Source organism: Vibrio sp. SBT000027 (genome assembly GCF_963894355.1).
Taxonomy (GTDB): domain Bacteria; phylum Pseudomonadota; class Gammaproteobacteria; order Enterobacterales; family Vibrionaceae; genus Vibrio; species Vibrio splendidus.
In genome coordinates, this window is sequence record NZ_CAWQGD010000004.1 from 77,062 (window position 1) to 97,229 (window position 20,168).

Consider the following 20,168-nt stretch of genomic DNA (forward strand, 5'->3'; position numbering starts at 1 on the left):
TATGAGTCATTGTTGGCAAAAAACGCTGATACCTGAATCAAGTACAATCAAACAGGCATTAGAAATCATTAACAGTGAAGCATTGCGTGTTGCTGTCGTTGTTGATCAAAAGCAGAAATTGCTAGGAATGATCTCGGATGGGGATATTCGACGCGGTCTACTTAATGATTTGACGCTAAGTGATTCCGTGGTGAAAGTGATGAACACTTCCCCTATTACGGCTAAGTTTGGGGCTTCTAAAGAATCTCTTGTTGAGTTAATGGAGCAAAAGCAAATTTTGTCTGTCCCATTAATTGATCAGGACGGTAGAATTGTTGGTCTTGAAACCCTCCATAGTGCATTGAGTAAAGATCGGTATAAAAACCCAGTCTTTATTATGGCTGGAGGTTTTGGTACTCGCTTACGCCCACTAACAGACAACTGCCCTAAGCCAATGTTAAAAGTGGGTGATAAGCCAATTCTAGAGACCGTGATCAAAAGTTTTATTAAAGCAGGCTTTAACAACTTTTATATATCAACCCATTATATGCCTGAACAGATCCACCAATACTTTGGTGATGGTAGCGATTTAGGCGTTAGTATCTCATATGTACACGAAGACGCCCCTCTTGGCACTGGTGGGGCACTTGGCTTATTACCTGATAGTATGTCTAGAGACCTGCCGTTAATCATGATTAATGGAGATGTCTTGACCAAGGTCGATTTCCAGCGTTTATTGAACTTCCATATAGAAAATGATGCAGACGCAACAATGTGTGTACGTGAATATGACTATCAAATCCCATATGGTGTGATTAATGGTGAAGGTAACCAAATTACCAGTATGGTCGAAAAGCCTATTCAGCGTTTTTTTGTTAATGCCGGCATTTATGTGGTTTCTCCAAGAGTGATTCAATCTGTAGAAAAAAATCAGAAAATTGACATGCCTACGTTGCTTGAACAACATATGGAAGAGCGACAAAAGGTGCTGATGTTCCCTATTCATGAATATTGGTTAGATATAGGTCGTATGGATGATTTTAATCGTGCTCAAGCTGATATTCACAGCCTAGAGATGCTCTAATGACCAAAATTAAAAAAGTATTGGCGCTTATTCCTGCTCGAGGTGGCAGTAAGCGACTACCAAGAAAAAATGTAATGCCATTAGCAGGGAAGCCGTTAATAGCTTGGACTATTGAGGCTGCTATAAATAGTCAAATATTTGATGAAATAGTAGTAAGTACAGATGATCAGGAGATTGCTGAAACATCAACAATATATGGTGCAAAAGTTCCTTTTATCCGTCCAGTTAGCCTAGCTAGTGATACAGCAAAGAGTATAGATGTTATAAAGCATACTTTAGACTGGTTCCAAGATAATAACATATACTTTACCGATGTCGTTCTCTTACAGCCAACATCTCCACTTCGGAATGAAGAGGATATCAAGTGTGCTTATAATCTTTATAATTTAAGAGGGGCTTCAAGCGTTATATCTGTGTGTGAGGTTGATCACCCCTCGGCATGGTGTAACAGGCTTGATGACTCACTATCAATGGATAACTTTATAAAAGAAGGAGGGAAGCGAAGCCAAGATCTTGACAGAGAGTATCGTTTAAATGGTGCAATTTATATCTGGAAGGTGGAAAAACTCTTAGAACAAAGTGCAACGATAATCATGCCATCCTTTGCTTCGATTATGCCTCGTACTCGTTCAGTCGATATTGATGAAGAAATAGATTTTAAGATAGCTCAAGCGATAATGTCATGCTGAAAAGATTGTGGCGCTTTTCTGCTTCCTACGCGATGGTTGAAGGCGTGCAGAAAGGCATTTTGTTTCTATTGTTACCTGTTTTTACGCGCTATATGACTCCTGATGAGTATGGGGTTGTTGCTTCGGTGTTAATGCTAGTCCCCTTCTTCATTATCGCTTTTTCTTTGTCTATTCAGGCGTCAATTACTCGCTATTACTTTAAGTATAAGCATGATAAAGAGTTGCTTAGGGAGTTTTTAGGGACAAACTTTACCTTGTTGGCTTTGGTCTCTCTATTCATGATGTCTATTGTGCTAATCTTCGGAAAGGATTTTTTTGAATTATTTTTCAGTGAAATAGATTTTAATCCATATATAATATACGCATTAATTATTGGTTCGCTCCAACCTATTATAATTGCATATTTCGCACTTTTGAAAGCTATGCAGAATATTTTTAGGTATATGGTTCTATTTAATTGTTACTTTTCTATACAAATATCACTAATGCTCTTTACTATCATTAACTTAGACTTGAAGCATGATGGTTATATATTGTCATTACTATTTTCTAATTTAATTTTTGCAATTATCTTTCTTATTCTTTTATCCAAAAAGGTTAGATTTGGACTAAATAAAAAATATATTAAAGAATCGTTGACTTATTGTCTTCCCATTGTTCCAGTCGACGGGATTGGTTTGGTTAGTTCTATTGTTGACCGGTATTTTATTATAAAGTTTATCAGTTTAACTGCTGTAGGAGTATATTTTGTAGGCTATCAAATAGCGATGTTAGTTAGTTTGATATCTTTAGCTATCAATAGTGCATACACGCCTATTTTTTTTGGGAAATATGAGTCTGGTGATAAATGTTTTTCAGATATATATAGAATGAGCGATTACATTGTTTACTTCACTAGTTTTATAGCTTTGATAATATCCGTACTAAGTCCATTTTTTGTTACACTATTATTTGACAAGGATTATTACGAGTCTAGTGATGTTATTATTTATCTTTCTTTTCTAGGCGCGATTAAAAGTATCTACTTCTTGAATACGAATGTATTGTCCCTTGAACCTAAACTAGTTAAGCTAAAAACAATAGGAATTGTAATAGGAGCAATAGTTACATCTATTTTGGGTTTCTTCATGACTAAATATTTTGGTTTAGTTGGGGCTGCGATAAGTACGTTGTTAGGTTTCTTTGTTACAACAGTTATATTAATTATCATTGTGAGAAATAAGACTCAATTCACATTTAACAATTTTAAGTCAATGTCGTTTATTATATCGTTGTTTATTTTATCTTTAATTTGTCAAATGATAGATCATATGCTTTACAAAGCGATGGTGATGATTTTTGTTCTTACATTCACCTTGGTTTTATTTGAAATAGAGTTTTTTAAAAGGGTTGTAAATGAGTATTTTGATATCAAAAAATGAGTTTGAAGGCTCAATAAGAATTAACGAATATTTCATCAATGAATTACATTCGGTTTATAAAGAAAGATATTTCTATTTTCTTACTGGAGAAGTATTCTCTTGCGAAGTAGAACAGCTAATAGAAATATCCATTAACTTAGATAAAATTAAAGCTGAACAGGTGGTTGGGGAGTTTTCATTAGTTGTTTATGATTCTATTTCTGATGTAATATATTTCTTAAATGACAAGTCAGGAAGAGAGTTGACATATTATAGTATGAAAAATGAATTTTCAATAAGTAATAGCTTTTGGTCGATAGTACATCATGATAAATATTTGTTAGCCGACGTCGATATTACTGAAATGAAAACGCAATTATTCTTCAATGCATCAACAACCTACAAAACTATATTGAATGGTTTAAGTGTTTTTGAAAATTCTATCTTGGCAAAATATGAAAACTCGAGTTTATCAATAGAGCAGTACTGGGAATTTAGATTGTCTGTAAACGAACTATCAAGAGATGAGAAATATGATGCATTAGATACTGCGCTTACGAGTTCTTTTAAATATATAAAAAATAAAAACATTGATAGTACGATATATGGCATTGGTGTTAGTGGGGGAATGGATTCTAGGATTATTCCTCACTATGCCAAGCAACTAAAAATGCCATTGAAAAGTTTTATAATTGGTCAGGAAAAACCAAACATTTTCTGGAAATCTAATGACCACTCTAGTTCAGATCTTGTTGTTGAATATTTCGAACTCGAGCACAGAAAACTTGATTTTAATGAATTGAGTTATGAAGAAAAAAATAATCTTGATTGCGTCAATGCTCCGATTTGCTCTTCTCAAGTTTTTAAAATTCCTGAGATTAAAAAATGTAATTTTGATGTGTTACTGACAGGTGCTAGTGGTTTTATAGTTGGTTCTTCGCCGTTTTATAGTAAAAATAGAACGTTAAATTTGTTAGATACCATATTCTCTCAACAGTCAGATTTAAAATTTAAAGTTAATAATTATAAACTTAAAAAGGGATTTAATTACTTATTTGGGAATGTCTTTGATTTGCAAGATAAGCTTCCCCTTGAAATAGAAGGTGTTATAAGTAAAAAAGAAATTGAAGATATAAAGAGTAGTGTTGAGACTTATCTGACTAAGTTTAAAGGTGCAAGTGAGACTGAAAAGTTAATGAACTATGCTATCGGAATTCTAGGTCAAAAAAATAAGTCCGGCGCATTTGAAAGTATTATTAACCAGAAAAAAAATTATACACCTTATACACCTTTTCTTCTTAACGTAGTCGAAACGTGGAATGAAGATGATATTTATGATCGTAAACTTTTTGAGGGCTTTATTCGAGACCGTTTACCTGAATTGGCCAACATTAAACAACAGAACCATAAAACTGCCGTTGATATTTATAAACCCAATGTATTACAAAAAATATCTAGCTTAGCCTTCTATGTATTAAAAGGACAAGGCGTGATGAACTATAATAACTGGGCAAAGAAAAAAGATTTCACTGATTATGTTGCTCTTGAATTAGAAAAATATAATCACATCTCAGATTATATCGACATTGAAATTATCCAGAGTTTAGTAAAAAGTAATAAAATAAATAGTGATGTCCTCGCAAATTGTATGAAAATGAACAGGATTTTATTTTTAATAGACAGTGTAGAAGATGTTTATGGCTTGGATTGAAATTAATAAAAGTAATCTGTTTCATAATTTGGATTATTTTTCTTCTCTTGTCGATGGGAAGGAAAAACTGGCAGTCGGCCTTAAAGACAATGCATATGGCCATGGAATAGTAGAAATTGCCCAGCTCTGTAGAGACTATGGTATAAGCAATGTTTTTGTAAAAAATGATATTGAAGCTTCAATGATCGAGTACTTAGATTTTGATAGTATTCTCATTTTATATGGGACAGGAAAGATAGAGTATACAGGGTCAAGAAGAGTAGCTATTTTATCTCTTGAGCAATTACATAGGGTTAAAAAAAATTCTAATATTGAATTAAAAATTGATACGGGTATGCATCGTAATGGCATATTACCTTGTGAGATAGATGAAGCAATTAAAATCATTAAGGATAAATATTTAAATTTAGAAGGCGTTTTTACTCATTTCTTATCAGCAGACGAAAATAGCAAGAGATTTATTTTTCAGGAAACAGTTCTTAAACATTGTGTGAAGAAAATATCCAAATCTATAAATACTATTTTTAGAGTGCATTGTGCCAATACATGTGCCTCTCACAAAGTTGATGTTAATGAGTACAGCTTATTCAGAGTAGGGATAGGTACTTATGGTTATATTGATATCGATCTAATGCAAGGGAATTTAAAACCTGTAATGTCTCTAATCGCGGAAAAAATATCTACACGTAAAATAGCTATGCATGAAACTGTTGGTTACGGAAGCACTGCCTATATAAATGTATATGATGAACTTACGGTCTCTTGTTATGACATTGGCTACGGCGATGGTTTCTTTAGGTTAAATGAAAGTAAAAAGTATCGAATAGACGACGGAAGAGAAATTATGGGAAGAGTGTCAATGGACTCTTTCTCTATAGAAGGTAAGGATGAATTTATCACACTGTTTAATGATGTATCTAGGCTAGCAAGAGTCCATAATACAATTACCTATGAAATATTAACGGCACTTAGCCCTACCTTAAAAAGAGTCGTGGTTGAATAAGATTATGATAGAAAAGTTATCCTCACTTGAAGTTAATCATGATACCTCGGAAATATTTAGATTTAAAAATACGACTTCATGGATAAATATAAAGAATTACCTCTATGCTAAGTCGCTACCAAATAGTATTAGAAGTGCATCTACCGCAGGTTACTTGGGTAAAAATGGTATCTATCTATTTTTTCTGTCGATTTTTCATTATATAAAACTAATATTTCGAGCGAAAGTTTCTAATTTATACATTGGTGCTGGCTCTGGATTGTTTTCCGATAATGGTAAGTCGTTGGACTCTTATCTGCCAAGCAATGAACTTAATTGCGAGCCACTGATTTATCTTTTAAGTGCAGAGCACCCTAGAAATCTAATGCAACATCATACATATTTGAAAGAGCATGATGTCGTTATCTATAGCTATTTATTAGCTCCCTTGAAAGTTATTTTCACTAAAATTTATAAGTTTTTTATTAAGTTTGATATACCAGAAGATTTTTATTGTGACCTTGAGAAATGCGGATTTGTAGTAACCAAAGAAGAATTAATTGCGGTGCATACAAAATTTATAGTCTCTTATTATCTGTATAAAACATTTTTATACCCATTTAATCTCTCTAAGAGTTATGTGGTTTCTGCCTACTCAAACACAGAATTAGTCAGTATATTGAAAGGTCTAAATGTTGAAATAATTGAACTCCAACACGGATTAATTGGCAGCACGCATCGAGCATATAATTATAAATGCCAATCGGCACTGTTACCGACACCAGACAATGTTTTCGTTTATAATGAATTTTGGAAAGAGGAGTTAATCAATGCGGGCTATTATAAACCTAATCAAATAGCTATAACGGGTCGTTTGAAGTACTCTTTGGTTGACTCTGAATTAACGATGCCAGGAAAGAAATTTGTCGTATTTACAGGTCAGGGTGGTTTCTACGACGAAATCTTAGTGTTCTTTCGTGATTCTGAAGCTATCTTATCTGATAATAATCTTGAATTATTATACCTTCCTCACCCTAACGAAGGGGGAGAGGCATTGGATGATTTTTTTCGTAATGCTGAGAGTCTACCTTCGATAAACATTTTACTTAACAAAGAATTCACAACAGAACAGTATATATATAATAGTCTTGCTCATATATCAGTGTATTCTTCTTGTCATTTTGATTCGATTCATTATAAACAAAAAACATATATTTTTGATGTTATGGAAGATAATCCGATGAAATATTATATGTTGAGTTATCCCGAACGGTATATATGTCTGAAAGATCTTGATGAAAGAGTATTAATGCAAAATAAAATTAGCATTAATGAAATTTTTTGAGGTGTTAACTTGTTAAATAGCTTTAAAAAAAATACTTATTTCTTTTGTTTTTTTTTCCTAAAGAAGGTGATGTTTCCTTCTGCCACCATATATACAAACTTTGTGTTGCCGAATGTAAGGCTAGGTAAAGGGGTTGTATTAAGAGAGAAAGTAAAGGTACAGTCAGGTGTTAGTATTGATGACTACACATTTGTAAATGAATATACCCAGATTGACGCAAATACTAAATCGATAGGTAAGTATTGCTCAATATCCCATAATGTAAAAATTGGAGTCGGTCCACACCCGCATAACTTGGTCTCAACAAGCCCAATATTTTATTCTTCAAACCGAGGTTATATTAACACTGACTTATATAATGAGTATGAAGATAAAGGTTTTACTAAAATTGGTCATGATGTTCTTATTTATGCTAATGCGATAGTTGTTGCGGGTGTAACTATAGGACATGGAGCTATAATTGGTGGTGGGAGTGTTGTTACAAGAGATGTTCCCCCCTATGCTATTGTTGCTGGAGCTCCTGCTAAATTAATTGGCTATCGTTTTTCTCCAGAAATAATTAAACAGTTATTAGATTCTTGTTGGTGGGATTGTGACATTGGAGATCTAGTTAACCTTTCAACCAAAATGAATACTCCCGAAATATTCCTTTCAGAGATTGATAATGTCAAAAATAAAAGTAAGAAATGTAACTAAACAATCAGAATTTATATCTAAATTGGGCAGAGAACTTCCCGTATTTGCCAAAGAAGATTACCTTAAAGCAAAATCTTCAATTTTTGGCTGGTTGATATCAGACGTATTTATTATCCCTTACACTATCGATAAAAAGATAATGTTCAAACGGCTAATTTTCACATCGACACCAATTAATTTTTCAGGTAATGAGAATGAAGATGAAGCATTGTTTCTTCGAGCTGTGATGATATACCTGGAAGAAAATAAATTATGTGATTTTGTTGGAAAAGCTCAATCAAATTGCGTTTTTAAAAAAGTACCGAAGGAAATAAATACAGTCCCTTGGGGTAGCTACCTATTAAATTTACAACAGTCCGAAAGTGACTTAATTGGTGGTTATCATAAAAAACATCGAAATGTGATTAGAAAAGCAGAAAAGGATGGAGTTAAGGTTGTTTTTTCTGATTCTATTAACACTGTTTATGGAAATATAAAAGAAACACTTGAACGTCAAAATTCACCATATTTCCCATCTTTGAGTTTTTTAACAAATCTACAACGTGATATTCCGGATAATTTGCTCTTAGCCGCTGTTTATAAAGACAACTTACTACAAGGTACTGCAGTTGTTCTATATGACGATAACTGTGGCTATTATCTATATGGAGGAAGTTCACCTCAGCCATTTACAGGAAGTGTGAATTTTTTACAGCATTGTATTATCTTACATTTGAAATCATTAGGTTTATCAAATTATGATTTTGTAGGAGCAAGATTGAGGGTTGATCCTGGTTCAAAATTCGAGGGTATTCAACGCTTTAAGTCTCGATTTGGATCTGAGCTTGATAAGGGGTATGCTTTTAACGTCATTTTTTCACCAGTTAAATTCAAATTATATAATTTTGCAGTTAAGAGCTATTTTTTCTTTAAAGGAATGAAATATTCAGATCCTATAGCTCAGTTAGTTGAGGATGAAGAATGAAGATTTTTCTAACTTTTGATTATGAATTATTTTTCGGGTCTAATAGCGGCACGTTAGAGAAAAGTATTATTGAGCCTACGGAGAGGTTATTAAAAATACTAAATAGTTACGATATTAAGGCTACGTTTTTTGTCGATGCTGGTTACTTGATTAAACTGAATCAATTTTGTGATGAGCATGAGGTATTGAAAAGAGACTTGAAAATCGTAACATCTCAGATAAAAAGTCTGTGTGGTGAAGGTCACAGTGTCCAATTGCATATCCATCCTCATTGGGAGGATGCGGTTTATGCTGGCGGTAAGTGGTTGTTTAAGTGTAATCGCTTCACTCTTAATGCCTTTTCTGCTGAGGAAGTCGATCGAATTGTTGGTGACTATAAAAAGGTACTAGAGGAACTCACCAATAGTCCAGTATTTGCCTACAGGGCTGGGGGGTGGTGTATTCAGCCTTTTTCTCATTTGAAAAAAGCGTTTGAAAAGCATAATATCTGGCTTGATAGTACGGTTTTCAAAGGAGGGTATTATAACTCAGAAACACATATGTTTGATTATAGACATGCACCAGATAAAGACTTTTGGGTATTTTCTGATGATATATTACAAGAAGAATCTGGCGGAATGGTGGAACTACCAATTTCTTCATATAAAGTTAGTCCAATGTTTTATTGGCAATTGGCTTTAATTAGGTTGTTTAAGATGAAGAAACACAAAATTTATGGTGATGGAAGCCCCATAGGAGCGGGGAAAAAAGATATTTTCAAGTTGTTGATTCGTTCTTCTTATTCTGTAGCTTCAGTAGATGGTTTTAAAATTAGTTATTTGCAAGAATCATTGAATTTTAATGTTGATAAGGGTCATAAAAACTTTGTAGCTATCGGCCACCCGAAGGCTTTTTCTCGTTATTCATTGTCAATATTTGATAAATTCTGCAATGAAAACTATAGAACTCATGGGTTTTCTATTATTTCTGGAAAAGAATTTTATCGATGAAAGTACTATTCGGTTTTATTTTACTATATTTATGGCTTCCGTTTGTTGGTTTGTTTAACTTCTCTCAGCATCAGATTAACTTATATGGTGATATAGACAATTACATCAAGGTAAGTAATTTTATCCACATAGTTATTGTACTGTCAGTTTGTTGTTTTATTGCTTTTTGGAAGGTCCGACAAGTAGAATTTCAACCGGAAAGTTTTTATTCCGATTTTAAAGTTAAATGGCTTTATACGCAAAGTATGGGAATTATACTTTTCTGTATATGTGTAATGTTGATCTTTGGGGCTGGTGCTGTGTTAAATGGTGAAATAGGCAGAGGGGAGTTACGAGCTAACTTAGGCCCATTTGGCTTTTTTTACAATTTTGTCACAATGTTTTTACCTGCTGGGATTATATCTTTGTGTAGTGCCATATATTTACTTTCTACAAGGTCTAGATTTTTACGGAATCGTCTGATACTAGTATATATAATGACTATTTCTGTTGGTATGTTAACTGGGTTTAAATATACAGCTTTGTTGATATCTTCCGCAGGATTAATTCAGTTAAGTCCAGTTTTGAAATTTAGATACCTTGTTTTTGTAGGGACTTGTTTTTTTGGACTTATGTTAGTTTCTGCAAGTTATTTCATGAGTTTAGATATGGATGTTGCCCTTTCATATTTATTGGCCCGAGCCACATCAGTTTCTTCTGAGGGGACAGTTGCAGTTTGGAATATATTTCCTTATGGTGGGGATGATGCGTGGATGGCACTATTATATGCATTCGGTAATAAACTGAGCTCTTTATTAACCGGATATCCTGTCAATAGTGTTGACTTTCTTCAGATAAATATTACACGCTTGATGGGATATTTAACTTACCCTAAACCAGAAGAAGCTTTGTCTGGAGCGTTTAATTTAACAGTTACTAACTTTGGTGAGGGTGTTTATTATTTTGGTAGGTATTTTTATTTTGTTTTTTCATTAATAACAGGTACGGTTTTAGGTGTGGCTGTTAGATATCTAAGGAAGTCTTTTAGCACTGATAGCCTAATTACGAATACGATGTTACTTACTTATATATCTATTGTGATGTTACCTTGGTTGATGGGAGGTGCGATAGGTAATCTCTTTGGTATTCCAACAATTGTATATATGTCTCTCCTTTATTTTTTTCTTAAATTCGTGTTTTTTTCAAAAATACGATTTTAATTTTTAAAAAGAGCCATGAATAAATTTATTTTCGGTTTTTTATTTTGCAAAATAATTAAATTGGCTAAAGCCTTAAAAGAGCTTAAATGTATATTCTATTTTTGACAGATAATTTCCCACCAGAAGGCAATGCGCCAGCAACCAGAACTTATGAACATGCTATCCGCTGGGTGAAAGCAGGTCATAAAGTGACGGTGATTACGTGTGCACCAAACTTTCCTGAGGGTAAGGTATTTGATGGGTTTAAAAATCGCTGGTATCAAACTCAAGATCTTGATGGCATAAATGTTGTTCGTGTAAAAACGTTCATCACTGCGAATGAAGGTTTTGTAAAACGTATTCTGGATTACATGTCATTCATGGTAACGGGCTTCATCGCAGGGCTGTTTCAGAAGAAACCGGATGTTATCGTAGCGACGTCACCTCAGTTCTTCTGTGTTTGCGCCGGATGGGCACTTTCTGCAATTCGTAGAAAGCCATTTGTTTTCGAACTACGTGATATATGGCCAGCCTCGATTACAGCTGTTGGTGCGATGAAAGACAGCAAAGCAATTCGCCTACTCGAAAAAATAGAGATGTTTCTTTATAAGCGAGCGGACGCAATTGTGTCAGTGACTCACGCATTCAAAAAGGAGCTCATTGAGCGTGGAGTTGGTGGAAGCAAGATTGAAGTCGTTCTTAATGGTGTCGACTTATCTAAATATGGACCACAGGACAAAGATACTGAGCTTGCAAAACAGTATGGGTTAGAAGGTAAGTTTGTCGCAGGTTATATAGGTACTCACGGCATGGCTCATGGGCTCGAGCATATAGTATCTGTGGCGGAGAGATTGCAACATGATGATAATATTCGCATTGTTTTTGCCGGAGGCGGGGCAGCTAGACAAAAAGTCGTTGACCTAATCCAGCAAAAAGGCCTTAAGAATGTAGTGCTCATTGATCGACAGCCAAAAGAGATGATGCCTAAGTTATGGTCTCTTTGCGACGTTTCATTGGTTCCCTTAGTTAATAGCGAGCTATTTAAAACCGTTATACCCTCTAAAATCTTTGAATGCATGGGTATGGGGATACCAACGATAATGAGCGTGCCAGAGGGTGAAGCCACCGCTATTATTCGCGAGACAAATTCAGGTCTGGTAGTCGAAAGTGAAAGTGTAGATCAAATTACTGCTGCAATCTTAAAACTACATGAAGACCAAGAACTGTACCAGCAAGTACGAACCAGCAGTATAGAAGCTGCCCCTAAGTTTAGCCGAGATATTATGGCGGCGGATATGGTCTCTGTTTTTGAAAAGCATGTTGGCTAAAGAGGGTAATCGTCTCAACTTAATATTGGGTTGAAACACCTTTAGATGTTATCTATTCAATTTAATTCATAATCTCATAATCACCTCAATTCTCCCCAAGGCTTAAACCCATGTCACTGTTTGAATACATTGTCGAACTTTCCCTGTTCTTCTTTCTTTCCTTTTCGGTGTTGTACTGTATGCGTAAAGTGGGCTATGCCGTTGGCTTAGTCGATAAACCAAATGCCAGAAAACATCATGAAGGTGTGGTTCCTTTGGTGGGTGGGATCTCTCTCTGCATCACTGTGTTGTACTTCCTTTACGTGAATGCAGCTGAGTTCAAGAATGTAGAGATAGCGGCAGCGTGCTTAACGGCACTGGTATTGATTGGAGTGGCTGACGACCGTTTTGATATCAGCTTTAAGCTCCGAATGGGCGTGCAAGCCATCTTAGCGCTGATCATCATGCATTATTCTGGATTAACCCTCTCTCATGTTGGTGATGTGTTCGGCTTAGGCGTGCTAGATTTCCCAATAGTGGTCGACAGTATTGTTACTGTAATTGCCGTGATTGCTGCCATTAACGCCTTTAACATGGTCGATGGTATTGATGGGCTGCTAGGTGGCTTAAGCATGGTGGTATTTGCATCGTTAGGTGTGGTGTTCTTCGCTTATGAACTCGAGTTTTACGCCTTTTTTATGGCGGTGATGGTGGTGATCTTATTACCCTTTGTTCTGTTTAATTTAGGGTATTTTGGCAAACTGCGTAAAGTGTTTATGGGCGATGCCGGCAGCATGATGATCGGCTTCATTGTCATCTGGGTGTTAATTGGCGGAACGCAACACGAGGAGGCCAAGTATATGATTAGACCTGTGACCGCCTTGTGGTTAATCGCGGTGCCTTTGATTGATATGATGGCCATTATGATCCGTCGGATTCGTAAGGGGCATTCTCCGTTCTACCCTGACCGCGAGCATTTTCACCACATCATGCAGCGCATCGGTTTCACACCACGCGAGTCGCTAGTGGTGATTTGCTTGGTGCAATTGGCCTATTCAACGCTGGGCTTATTAGGCGAATACTTCCAAGTACCAGAATACATTATGTTCTACACCATTGTTGCGTGTTTCTTATTGCACACTTACGCGATGACGCACTCATTTAAGATGGCCAAGATTGTAAGAAAGTGGAAGAAGTTAGAAGCGAAATAGTTTGATGTGTCGTTAACGGACAAGTCTACTATCGCAGTGCTTAGCTGGGTAAATCAGAGAGTTAAAGAGTTAAAGAGTTAAAGAGTTAAAGAGTTAAAGAGTTAAAGCAGTTAAGTTACAATAGCTCAAACTAAGACAAACATAGAAAAAGGGCCCAATTTCATGTCGAGATTGGGCCCTTTTTGCGTTTAGCTTAAGAAGTTTTAGATGTAAGCACTTTTGCTCTCAATCATCTTCAATTGAAAACCTAAGCCATTAATACACTTCTAATCACTAGTAGACTTTTTCTGGAAGGTTACGCCAACTTCTAATCCAGCTTGTGATACGCCAAACATAGCTCATGGCTACAGTGTATGAAGCAAAACACATCATAAACAGGATGAACATGGTCGATTCAGCGATCTCTAGGAATTCACCGTAGATACCGAAGCCAGCAAAGCTACTTGCGATGGCACAAATGATGGCGAGCGTTTGACGCGATGTAAAACCAAGGCGTTGGAAAATATGGTGTAGGTGTTCACGGTCGGGCTTGAAAGGGGAGTCACCGCGTCGTACGCGTCTGAACATGATGGCGGCCATGTCCATCAGCGGGACAGCAATTAGCCATAATGCAGTAATCGGTCGCATCATGGCTTCTGATGGATCTTGGCTTGCGCCCAGAAGTAACCAAATCACAGTAAAGCCAATCATCATGCTGCCAGCATCACCCATGAAAACTCTACGCTCTCGCCCAAGAATACCGAGATTCATTAAAATATAGGGAATAGTCGCGGCAATGAATACAGCACACAAGTAAGCTAAGCCGTGTTGACTGTCGATTTTAAGCAAAATGGCGATACCCGCAAATGTCACAATCGCAAGGCCACCTAACAGGCCATCAATGCCATCGACCATATTGAACGCATTAATAGCACCAATCACTGCAAGTACCGTGATTACAGGGCTCAGGAACCCTAAGTGCAGTTCTCCGGTTCCAAAGAGGTTACCAATGTGCTCTAGTCGGATATCGGCGAAATACATCATACAAATGGAGAGGGACGCTTGAGCCACAAGGCGAATCTTGAAACTGATATCGAATTTGTCATCAAGCGCGCCGATAAAAATCAGCGCGGCGATAGAGGCTAAAAAGAGCTGGCTATGGGGAATCACATCGGGGTGCGTGACGATAAACTGGCCTATCGATAAACTGATAGCAATACCGCCTACCAGTGGGATCGCACCATTGTGCAGCTTTCTTTCGTTGGGTTTATCCACTAAGCCGACGGCTTTCGCCACTTTTCGCATCAAAAAGAGTGAGGAAAAGGAGAAAAAGCCAACAAATGATAGCTCTAATAACATGATGAACTCTAGCCAATTTTTTGTAGGAGTTTATTTGCGTGTATCTTACGCTAAAACTATCAATATGTACACTTGGTTGAGTATGTTTTGTTGGGCGTGTTTTGAGTGTGATATTCGGTTTTAGTATGTAATTGAATGTTAATTAAGAATGGTGGCTACGATGCTTTGGCCAGTATTATTACTTAAGCTTTGTAGGTGCCTTAAACACAAAATGACATTTTTTTTCACATCCGATCCGCCTACCTGCGACGTTTCTTGATCTTCCGCTACAGTTTTGACTGTAAACTGTAGTAAAATTACGCTAATTTGTTTTTATACCGATTTATTTTGAATTGAACGAGGTCAGTCCTATGTCAGCTAAGAAGCCAATGGCTCTAGTGATCCTTGACGGTTACGGTTACCGTGAAGACAACCAAGACAACGCTATCGCGAACGCTAAGACTCCAGTTTTAGACGGTCTTATTGCTAACCAACCTAACACGCTAATCTCGGCTTCTGGCTTAGATGTAGGCCTACCTGATGGCCAAATGGGTAACTCTGAAGTGGGTCACACCAACATTGGTGCGGGTCGCGTGGTATACCAAGATTTAACGCGCATTACTAAATCAATCGCAGACGGCGAGTTCGCTCAAACTGAAGCGCTAGTGAATGCTGTTGATAAAGCAGTTAAAGCAGACAAAGCCGTGCACATCATGGGTCTTATGTCTCCAGGTGGCGTTCACTCTCATGAAGATCACATCTACGCAGCTGTTGAAATGGCAGCAGAGCGTGGCGCAGAGAAAATCTACCTACACGCATTCCTAGACGGTCGTGATACGCCGCCTCGTAGCGCAGAAAACACATTAGCTCGTTTCCAAGAGTTGTTTGCTAAGCTAGGCAAAGGCCGTGTGGCTTCGCTTATTGGTCGCTACTACGCAATGGACCGTGATAACAACTGGGATCGCGTTCAAGAATCTTACGACCTGCTTACCGAAGCGAAAGGTGAATTCACGTTTGATACAGCGGTTGCTGGCTTAGAAGCAGCTTACGCTCGTGACGAAAACGATGAGTTCGTGAAAGCGACTGAAATCAAAGCGGAAGGCGAAGAATCAGCCGCTATCGTTGATGGCGATGCGGTTATCTTCATGAACTACCGTGCCGACCGTGCCCGTGAAATTACGCGTGCATTCGTGCCTGATTTCGACGGTTTTGCTCGTAACGTATTCCCAACGATCGATTTCGTGATGCTGACTCAATATGCGGCAGACATCCCACTTCTATGTGCATTCCCACCGGCTTCTCTAGAGAACACCTACGGTGAGTGGCTATCGAAAGAAGGCAAAACGCAGCTACGTATCTCTGAAACAGAGAAATACGCGCACGTGACTTTCTTCTTCAACGGCGGTAAAGAAGACGAGTTTGAAGGCGAAGAGCGTCAGCTTGTTGCGTCTCCAAAAGTAGCAACGTACGATCTACAGCCAGAAATGAGCGCACCAGAGCTAACTGAAAAGCTAGTTGCAGCTATCAAAAGCGGCAAATACGACGCTATCGTGTGTAACTTCCCTAACTGTGACATGGTTGGCCACACTGGCGTTTACGATGCAGCGGTTAAAGCCGTAGAGTCACTAGACGAATGTCTTGGTAAAGTGGTTGAAGCAATCAAAGAAGCAGACGGTCAACTGCTTATCACTGCAGACCACGGTAACGCGGAAATGATGGTAAACCCAGAAACGGGCGGTATCCACACAGCGCACACTAATCTACCAGTGCCACTTATCTACGTGGGCAGCAAAAACGTTGAGTTCAAAGAAGGCGGTAAGCTGTCTGACCTAGCACCAACGATGCTTTCTCTGTCTGGTATCGCAATCCCGGCTGAGATGTCAGGTGATGTGATCGTTAAGTAATTGTTTGGCTCAGCGGTTCACGTTGAGCTTTAACGATTTTGAAAGCCCGTACTTCAAAGTGCGGGCTTTTTTATAGATGCGAGATACGAGTAAGCGAGTATCGAAGAGCTTAAGGGCTGGTGCATGATGCGAGTAAGCGGGTCACTAACAGAATGAGGGCTGTTATATATTTTCGCATCTCGTCACTCGCTACTCTCATCTTGCTTTCAAAACTGAACGCTCAAAATCCAACAACCATTCTTTGCGGTTCATGCCACCGGTGTAGCCGGTTAATGTCCCATTCGCACCAATCACTCGGTGGCAGGGAACAACAATACTAAATGGATTCTTGCCATTTGCGCCACCCACAGCTCTTACGGCTTTTGGGTTGTCCATTCTCTTTGCTTGCTCACCGTAACTGATGGCTTCGCCATAAGGAATGGTTGTTAAAGCCTGCCAAGCTGCTTTTTGAAAGTCAGTGCCTTTTATCGCTCTTAATGGCAAATCGAATTCTATTCGTTGACCTGCAAAGTACTCATCTAACTGTTTCGCTGCCAGTTGGCAAAGGTCATCTGGATTGCTAGTCATTGGCTCTTCATGATTTACATGGTCAATTTCAATAAGCGACACACCATTACTCACAATGATCATCTTGCCAATTGGTGCGTCATAAAGCATTTTGTAAGTGGTGTCTTCCATGTCATCTTCCTTCTTTTAGTCTCTTTCTGCTCTCAAGATCTTCGAATCTCGAATCTGCTCTTATATCTTTTCGCATCCCGCATCTGCTTTACCCCTAACACGAAGTGCAAAGCAATACCCTGAAATACCACCCATGACGTTCCCCAAGGCTAAGCCTATAAACAGCCCTTCGACACTATCGATTTGGCTGCCGATCCAAGCGAACGGCAAGGTAAAGACAAACAAACGCATGAAGCTCCATTGAAAGGCTTTGAGTGGTTGATGCATGGCATTCATGCCGCTGATCAGCATCATCACAATACCTTGGAACCCATAGCTAAAGGGAACGACCAACAAGTAATGCCACAAAATGCCTCGTACGGATTCTTCTTGAGAGAATAGAGCGGCTAAGGGGATGCTCAGTGGTACCATCATCAAGAAAATCAAACCTTGGAACATCACAGCAAAACGCATACTCAGAAACAATGCCTTAAAGCTGCGTTGAGGGTTGTTTGCGCCAAAGTTCTGCGCCATGAAAGGCGTAAGGGCCGAGGTCAGAGACATCAACACAATGATAAGAATGGATTCAATACGCTGGGCAGCGCCATAAGCAGCAACGGCTTCAGTTCCTTGTTTGGCCAACATCATCATAATAATGGCGCCGGCTAATGGATTGAGCGCGTTGGACAGCGCAGCAGGAGTGCCGATGGTGAGTATTTGATGCCAATCGCTAAGGATGTTTTTGATATTCGGTAAAGCCAGAAGCTTCTCTCGTTTAATCAAGATGTACAGCGAGCAACACAGAGCGCCAAACCAACTGAAACCACTGGCAATTGCAGCACCTTGAATCCCTAATTCAGGGAAGGGGCCGTATCCAAAAATGAGCAAAGGGTCGAGAACGCCGTTGATTAACCCTGCCAGCATCATGATTTTAGCGGGCGTTTTGGTATCGCCACTGGCACGAATGGCACTGTTGCCTGCCATTGGGATCACTAATAGGGGAATGGTGACATACCAGATCAGCATGTACTCGGATATCAGAGGCAGTAACTCTGTTTCGGCACCCAACAAAGTAAATAGGGGTTCGAGTGAGATAATGCCAACGGCGGAAGCGCAACAGACCAGAAGTAATGCGAGTAATAATCCATGACAGGTAAACCTTGCTGCGTTTTGCGCGCAGCCTTGGCCAAGCAACCGCCCAATACATGTCGAAAGGCCGATACCTATCCCCATGGTGATGCAGTTAATCGCAAAGGTGATTGGGAAGGTAAAGCTCACCGCAGCAAGGGCTTGAGTACCCAACAATGAGATAAAGAAAGTATCGACGAGGTTAAACATCAAGATCGACACCATACCGAATATGGTCGGTATGGTCATGGTACGCAATGTACTCTCAATTGGGGCAGTTAATAGCCCGTGCTTATCTTGCATGCAAAACGCCGATTGAACTAGAATATGAGTAGAATACAGTGAATTGTGAGTAGTCTGAAGATCGCTTTCATAAAGTTTACAAATCACACAATACTAACAGCATACGGTGTGATAGCATTCTGCCGTTATTAATTTAGATGTTTTGAGAGATTTACAGTGAAGCAGCATACACAAGCACACTCCCCGCAAGACCCATCGATGGATACAACGGGCGATAAGATTGATTTGATAGAGCTTTTTAAGGCCTTGTGGGACGGCAAGTTAATTGTCATATTGGTGACTGCTTTATTTACTGCTAGTAGTATTACTTTTGCTTTGTTAGCTCAAGAGTTGTGGTCTTCCAATGCAAAGATCACAAAGGGTCAACCCCAAAATTTAGCTGCATATCAGCAACAAGTGAAGCAGTTTCAACCTATTTTCGATATCTATCAAGAGGATGGCACCGTCCTTGTCAGTAAAGAACTGGATAGTTTAGTTGACCCTAAGGTATTGTTTCAGCGTTTTATGAATATCTTTAACTCTGCGGATAATAAGAGAGATTTCTTAGGTAATAGTGCTGAGTTTCAGGAGTTTAAAAACTCTATGCTAGTTGATAGTTCTAATATGACACCGGATGAAGTTAGAATCTTATATGCTAAATGGTTTGATAGTATTTCTGCTTCTAAAGTCGACAAAAAGGAGCTTAATTCACCATATACTATTAGTTTTCAAACAACGACTAAGGAAAGTAGTTTCGACTTGTTAACAGCTTACATTTTGACTACAGAGTTAAAAGCTCGTGAAGATGCATTTAATAACTTACGCGCTATAGTGAATAGCAAGCATAATGAGCTGATTCAACAAAAAAGAATTTTAGAAAGCCAGGCAAGTACTAAGTTGTTAGTTGAAACTGAGCGAACAAAATATGCAGCCCAAATTGCCAAGTCTGCAGGAGTCGATAGACCAATTCAAACAGGCAATGAGAGTGAGCTATTTAGCATCGATCTCGGTGCTAAGGGCTTAGATGCAAAAGTTAAAGCCCTGGAGTCAGTTAAAAATTTAAGTGTTATTGAGCCTCGTCTTCAACAAATAAATGCAAAACTGGATATGTTGAAGAATCTTGAAATTGATCGAAATGCTGAGTTTCAAACGTTCCGTTACTTAGATAATGTTGAAAAACCGATAACTCGTGATAAACCTAAACGTGCTTTGATAGTTATATTTGGAACATTGTTAGGTGGTATGTTTGGGGTTGCGATCGTTCTAATACGTTTTGTGTTTAGAAAAGAAGACTAAGTTTCTAATGGCTAGTGTTATCACTGGCCATTTTTCTTTTCTCACTCCT

Annotated in this window: 17 protein-coding genes; 14 read left to right on the forward strand and 3 right to left on the reverse strand. The window is 38.1% G+C overall.

The genetic code is table 11. The features are described from left to right. The first annotated feature begins 1 nt into the window (after position 1). From AACU28_RS10205 to wecA (AACU28_RS10260), 12 genes are all read left to right on the forward strand, one after another. Positions 2–1,063: a nucleotidyltransferase family protein gene (locus tag AACU28_RS10205; RefSeq protein ID WP_121602903.1), complete on the forward strand. Its 1,062-nt coding sequence runs from the start codon at positions 2–4 to the stop codon at positions 1,061–1,063. Further along, complete coding sequence (locus tag AACU28_RS10210; RefSeq protein WP_121602904.1) at positions 1,063–1,752, forward strand: acylneuraminate cytidylyltransferase family protein; 690 nt, start codon at positions 1,063–1,065, stop codon at positions 1,750–1,752. The genes AACU28_RS10205 and AACU28_RS10210 overlap by 1 nt, the downstream gene beginning before the upstream one ends. Next, positions 1,746–3,173 carry an oligosaccharide flippase family protein gene (locus AACU28_RS10215; RefSeq protein WP_121602905.1) on the forward strand — a complete coding sequence of 476 codons (1,428 nt, stop codon included), beginning with the start codon at positions 1,746–1,748 and terminating at the stop codon, positions 3,171–3,173. Before AACU28_RS10210 ends, AACU28_RS10215 begins: the two co-directional genes overlap by 7 nt. Next, positions 3,148–4,863, forward strand: coding sequence for an asparagine synthase-related protein (locus AACU28_RS10220; protein WP_121602906.1), 1,716 nt, complete (start codon positions 3,148–3,150; stop codon positions 4,861–4,863). Before AACU28_RS10215 ends, AACU28_RS10220 begins: the two co-directional genes overlap by 26 nt. Beyond that, entirely contained in the window at positions 4,850–5,866 is a 1,017-nt protein-coding gene (locus tag AACU28_RS10225) for an alanine racemase (protein ID WP_183091186.1), read from the forward strand. Before AACU28_RS10220 ends, AACU28_RS10225 begins: the two co-directional genes overlap by 14 nt. Then, on the forward strand, positions 5,859–7,190 hold the full coding sequence (locus tag AACU28_RS10230) for a hypothetical protein (RefSeq protein WP_121602908.1): 1,332 nt from the start codon (positions 5,859–5,861) through the stop codon (positions 7,188–7,190). Before AACU28_RS10225 ends, AACU28_RS10230 begins: the two co-directional genes overlap by 8 nt. 69 nt (positions 7,191–7,259) lie before the next feature. Then, positions 7,260–7,886 (forward strand): CatB-related O-acetyltransferase, encoded by a 627-nt coding sequence (locus AACU28_RS10235; RefSeq protein WP_121602909.1) that lies wholly within the window; start codon positions 7,260–7,262, stop codon positions 7,884–7,886. Continuing rightward, a complete protein-coding gene (locus AACU28_RS10240) occupies positions 7,855–8,850 on the forward strand; it encodes a lipid II:glycine glycyltransferase FemX (RefSeq protein WP_121602910.1) in 996 nt (331 codons plus the stop codon). Before AACU28_RS10235 ends, AACU28_RS10240 begins: the two co-directional genes overlap by 32 nt. Next, complete coding sequence (locus tag AACU28_RS10245) at positions 8,847–9,839, forward strand: polysaccharide deacetylase family protein (RefSeq protein WP_121602911.1); 993 nt, start codon at positions 8,847–8,849, stop codon at positions 9,837–9,839. The genes AACU28_RS10240 and AACU28_RS10245 overlap by 4 nt, the downstream gene beginning before the upstream one ends. Beyond that, positions 9,836–11,038 carry a hypothetical protein gene (locus tag AACU28_RS10250; RefSeq protein ID WP_121602912.1) on the forward strand — a complete coding sequence of 401 codons (1,203 nt, stop codon included), beginning with the start codon at positions 9,836–9,838 and terminating at the stop codon, positions 11,036–11,038. The genes AACU28_RS10245 and AACU28_RS10250 overlap by 4 nt, the downstream gene beginning before the upstream one ends. An 86-nt stretch (positions 11,039–11,124) precedes the next feature. Continuing rightward, positions 11,125–12,345, forward strand: a complete 1,221-nt coding sequence (locus tag AACU28_RS10255; protein WP_121602913.1) for a glycosyltransferase family 4 protein — start codon at positions 11,125–11,127, stop codon at positions 12,343–12,345. A gap of 110 nt (positions 12,346–12,455) precedes the next feature. Continuing rightward, positions 12,456–13,535 (forward strand): UDP-N-acetylglucosamine--undecaprenyl-phosphate N-acetylglucosaminephosphotransferase, encoded by a 1,080-nt coding sequence (wecA, locus tag AACU28_RS10260; protein WP_121602914.1) that lies wholly within the window; start codon positions 12,456–12,458, stop codon positions 13,533–13,535. A 273-nt stretch (positions 13,536–13,808) separates the two neighbouring features. On the opposite strand, the gene wecA (AACU28_RS10265) is transcribed toward wecA (AACU28_RS10260), so the two are convergent. Further along, complete coding sequence (gene wecA, locus AACU28_RS10265) at positions 13,809–14,873, reverse strand: UDP-N-acetylglucosamine--undecaprenyl-phosphate N-acetylglucosaminephosphotransferase (protein WP_121602915.1); 1,065 nt, start codon at positions 14,871–14,873, stop codon at positions 13,809–13,811. Positions 14,874–15,223: 350 nt separating this feature from the next. Here wecA (AACU28_RS10265) and gpmM point away from each other — a divergent pair, with 350 nt between their 5' ends. Beyond that, the gene (gene gpmM / locus AACU28_RS10270) at positions 15,224–16,756 is read left to right on the forward strand and encodes a 2,3-bisphosphoglycerate-independent phosphoglycerate mutase (RefSeq protein WP_121602916.1); all 1,533 of its coding nucleotides are present in this window, start codon (positions 15,224–15,226) and stop codon (positions 16,754–16,756) included. A 195-nt stretch (positions 16,757–16,951) separates the two neighbouring features. Here the strand turns inward: gpmM and AACU28_RS10275 are convergent, their stop codons facing one another. Together AACU28_RS10275 and AACU28_RS10280 are read right to left on the reverse strand one after the other, a co-directional pair. Continuing rightward, positions 16,952–17,434, reverse strand: a complete 483-nt coding sequence (locus AACU28_RS10275) for a methylated-DNA--[protein]-cysteine S-methyltransferase (protein ID WP_121602917.1) — start codon at positions 17,432–17,434, stop codon at positions 16,952–16,954. Between the two features lie 60 nt (positions 17,435–17,494). Continuing rightward, entirely contained in the window at positions 17,495–18,844 is a 1,350-nt protein-coding gene (locus AACU28_RS10280; RefSeq protein ID WP_121602918.1) for an MATE family efflux transporter, read from the reverse strand. A gap of 156 nt (positions 18,845–19,000) precedes the next feature. On the opposite strand from AACU28_RS10280, the gene AACU28_RS10285 reads away from it, so the two are divergent. Further along, on the forward strand, positions 19,001–20,119 hold the full coding sequence (locus tag AACU28_RS10285) for an LPS O-antigen chain length determinant protein WzzB (protein WP_183091187.1): 1,119 nt from the start codon (positions 19,001–19,003) through the stop codon (positions 20,117–20,119). The last annotated feature ends 49 nt before the right edge of the window (positions 20,120–20,168 follow it).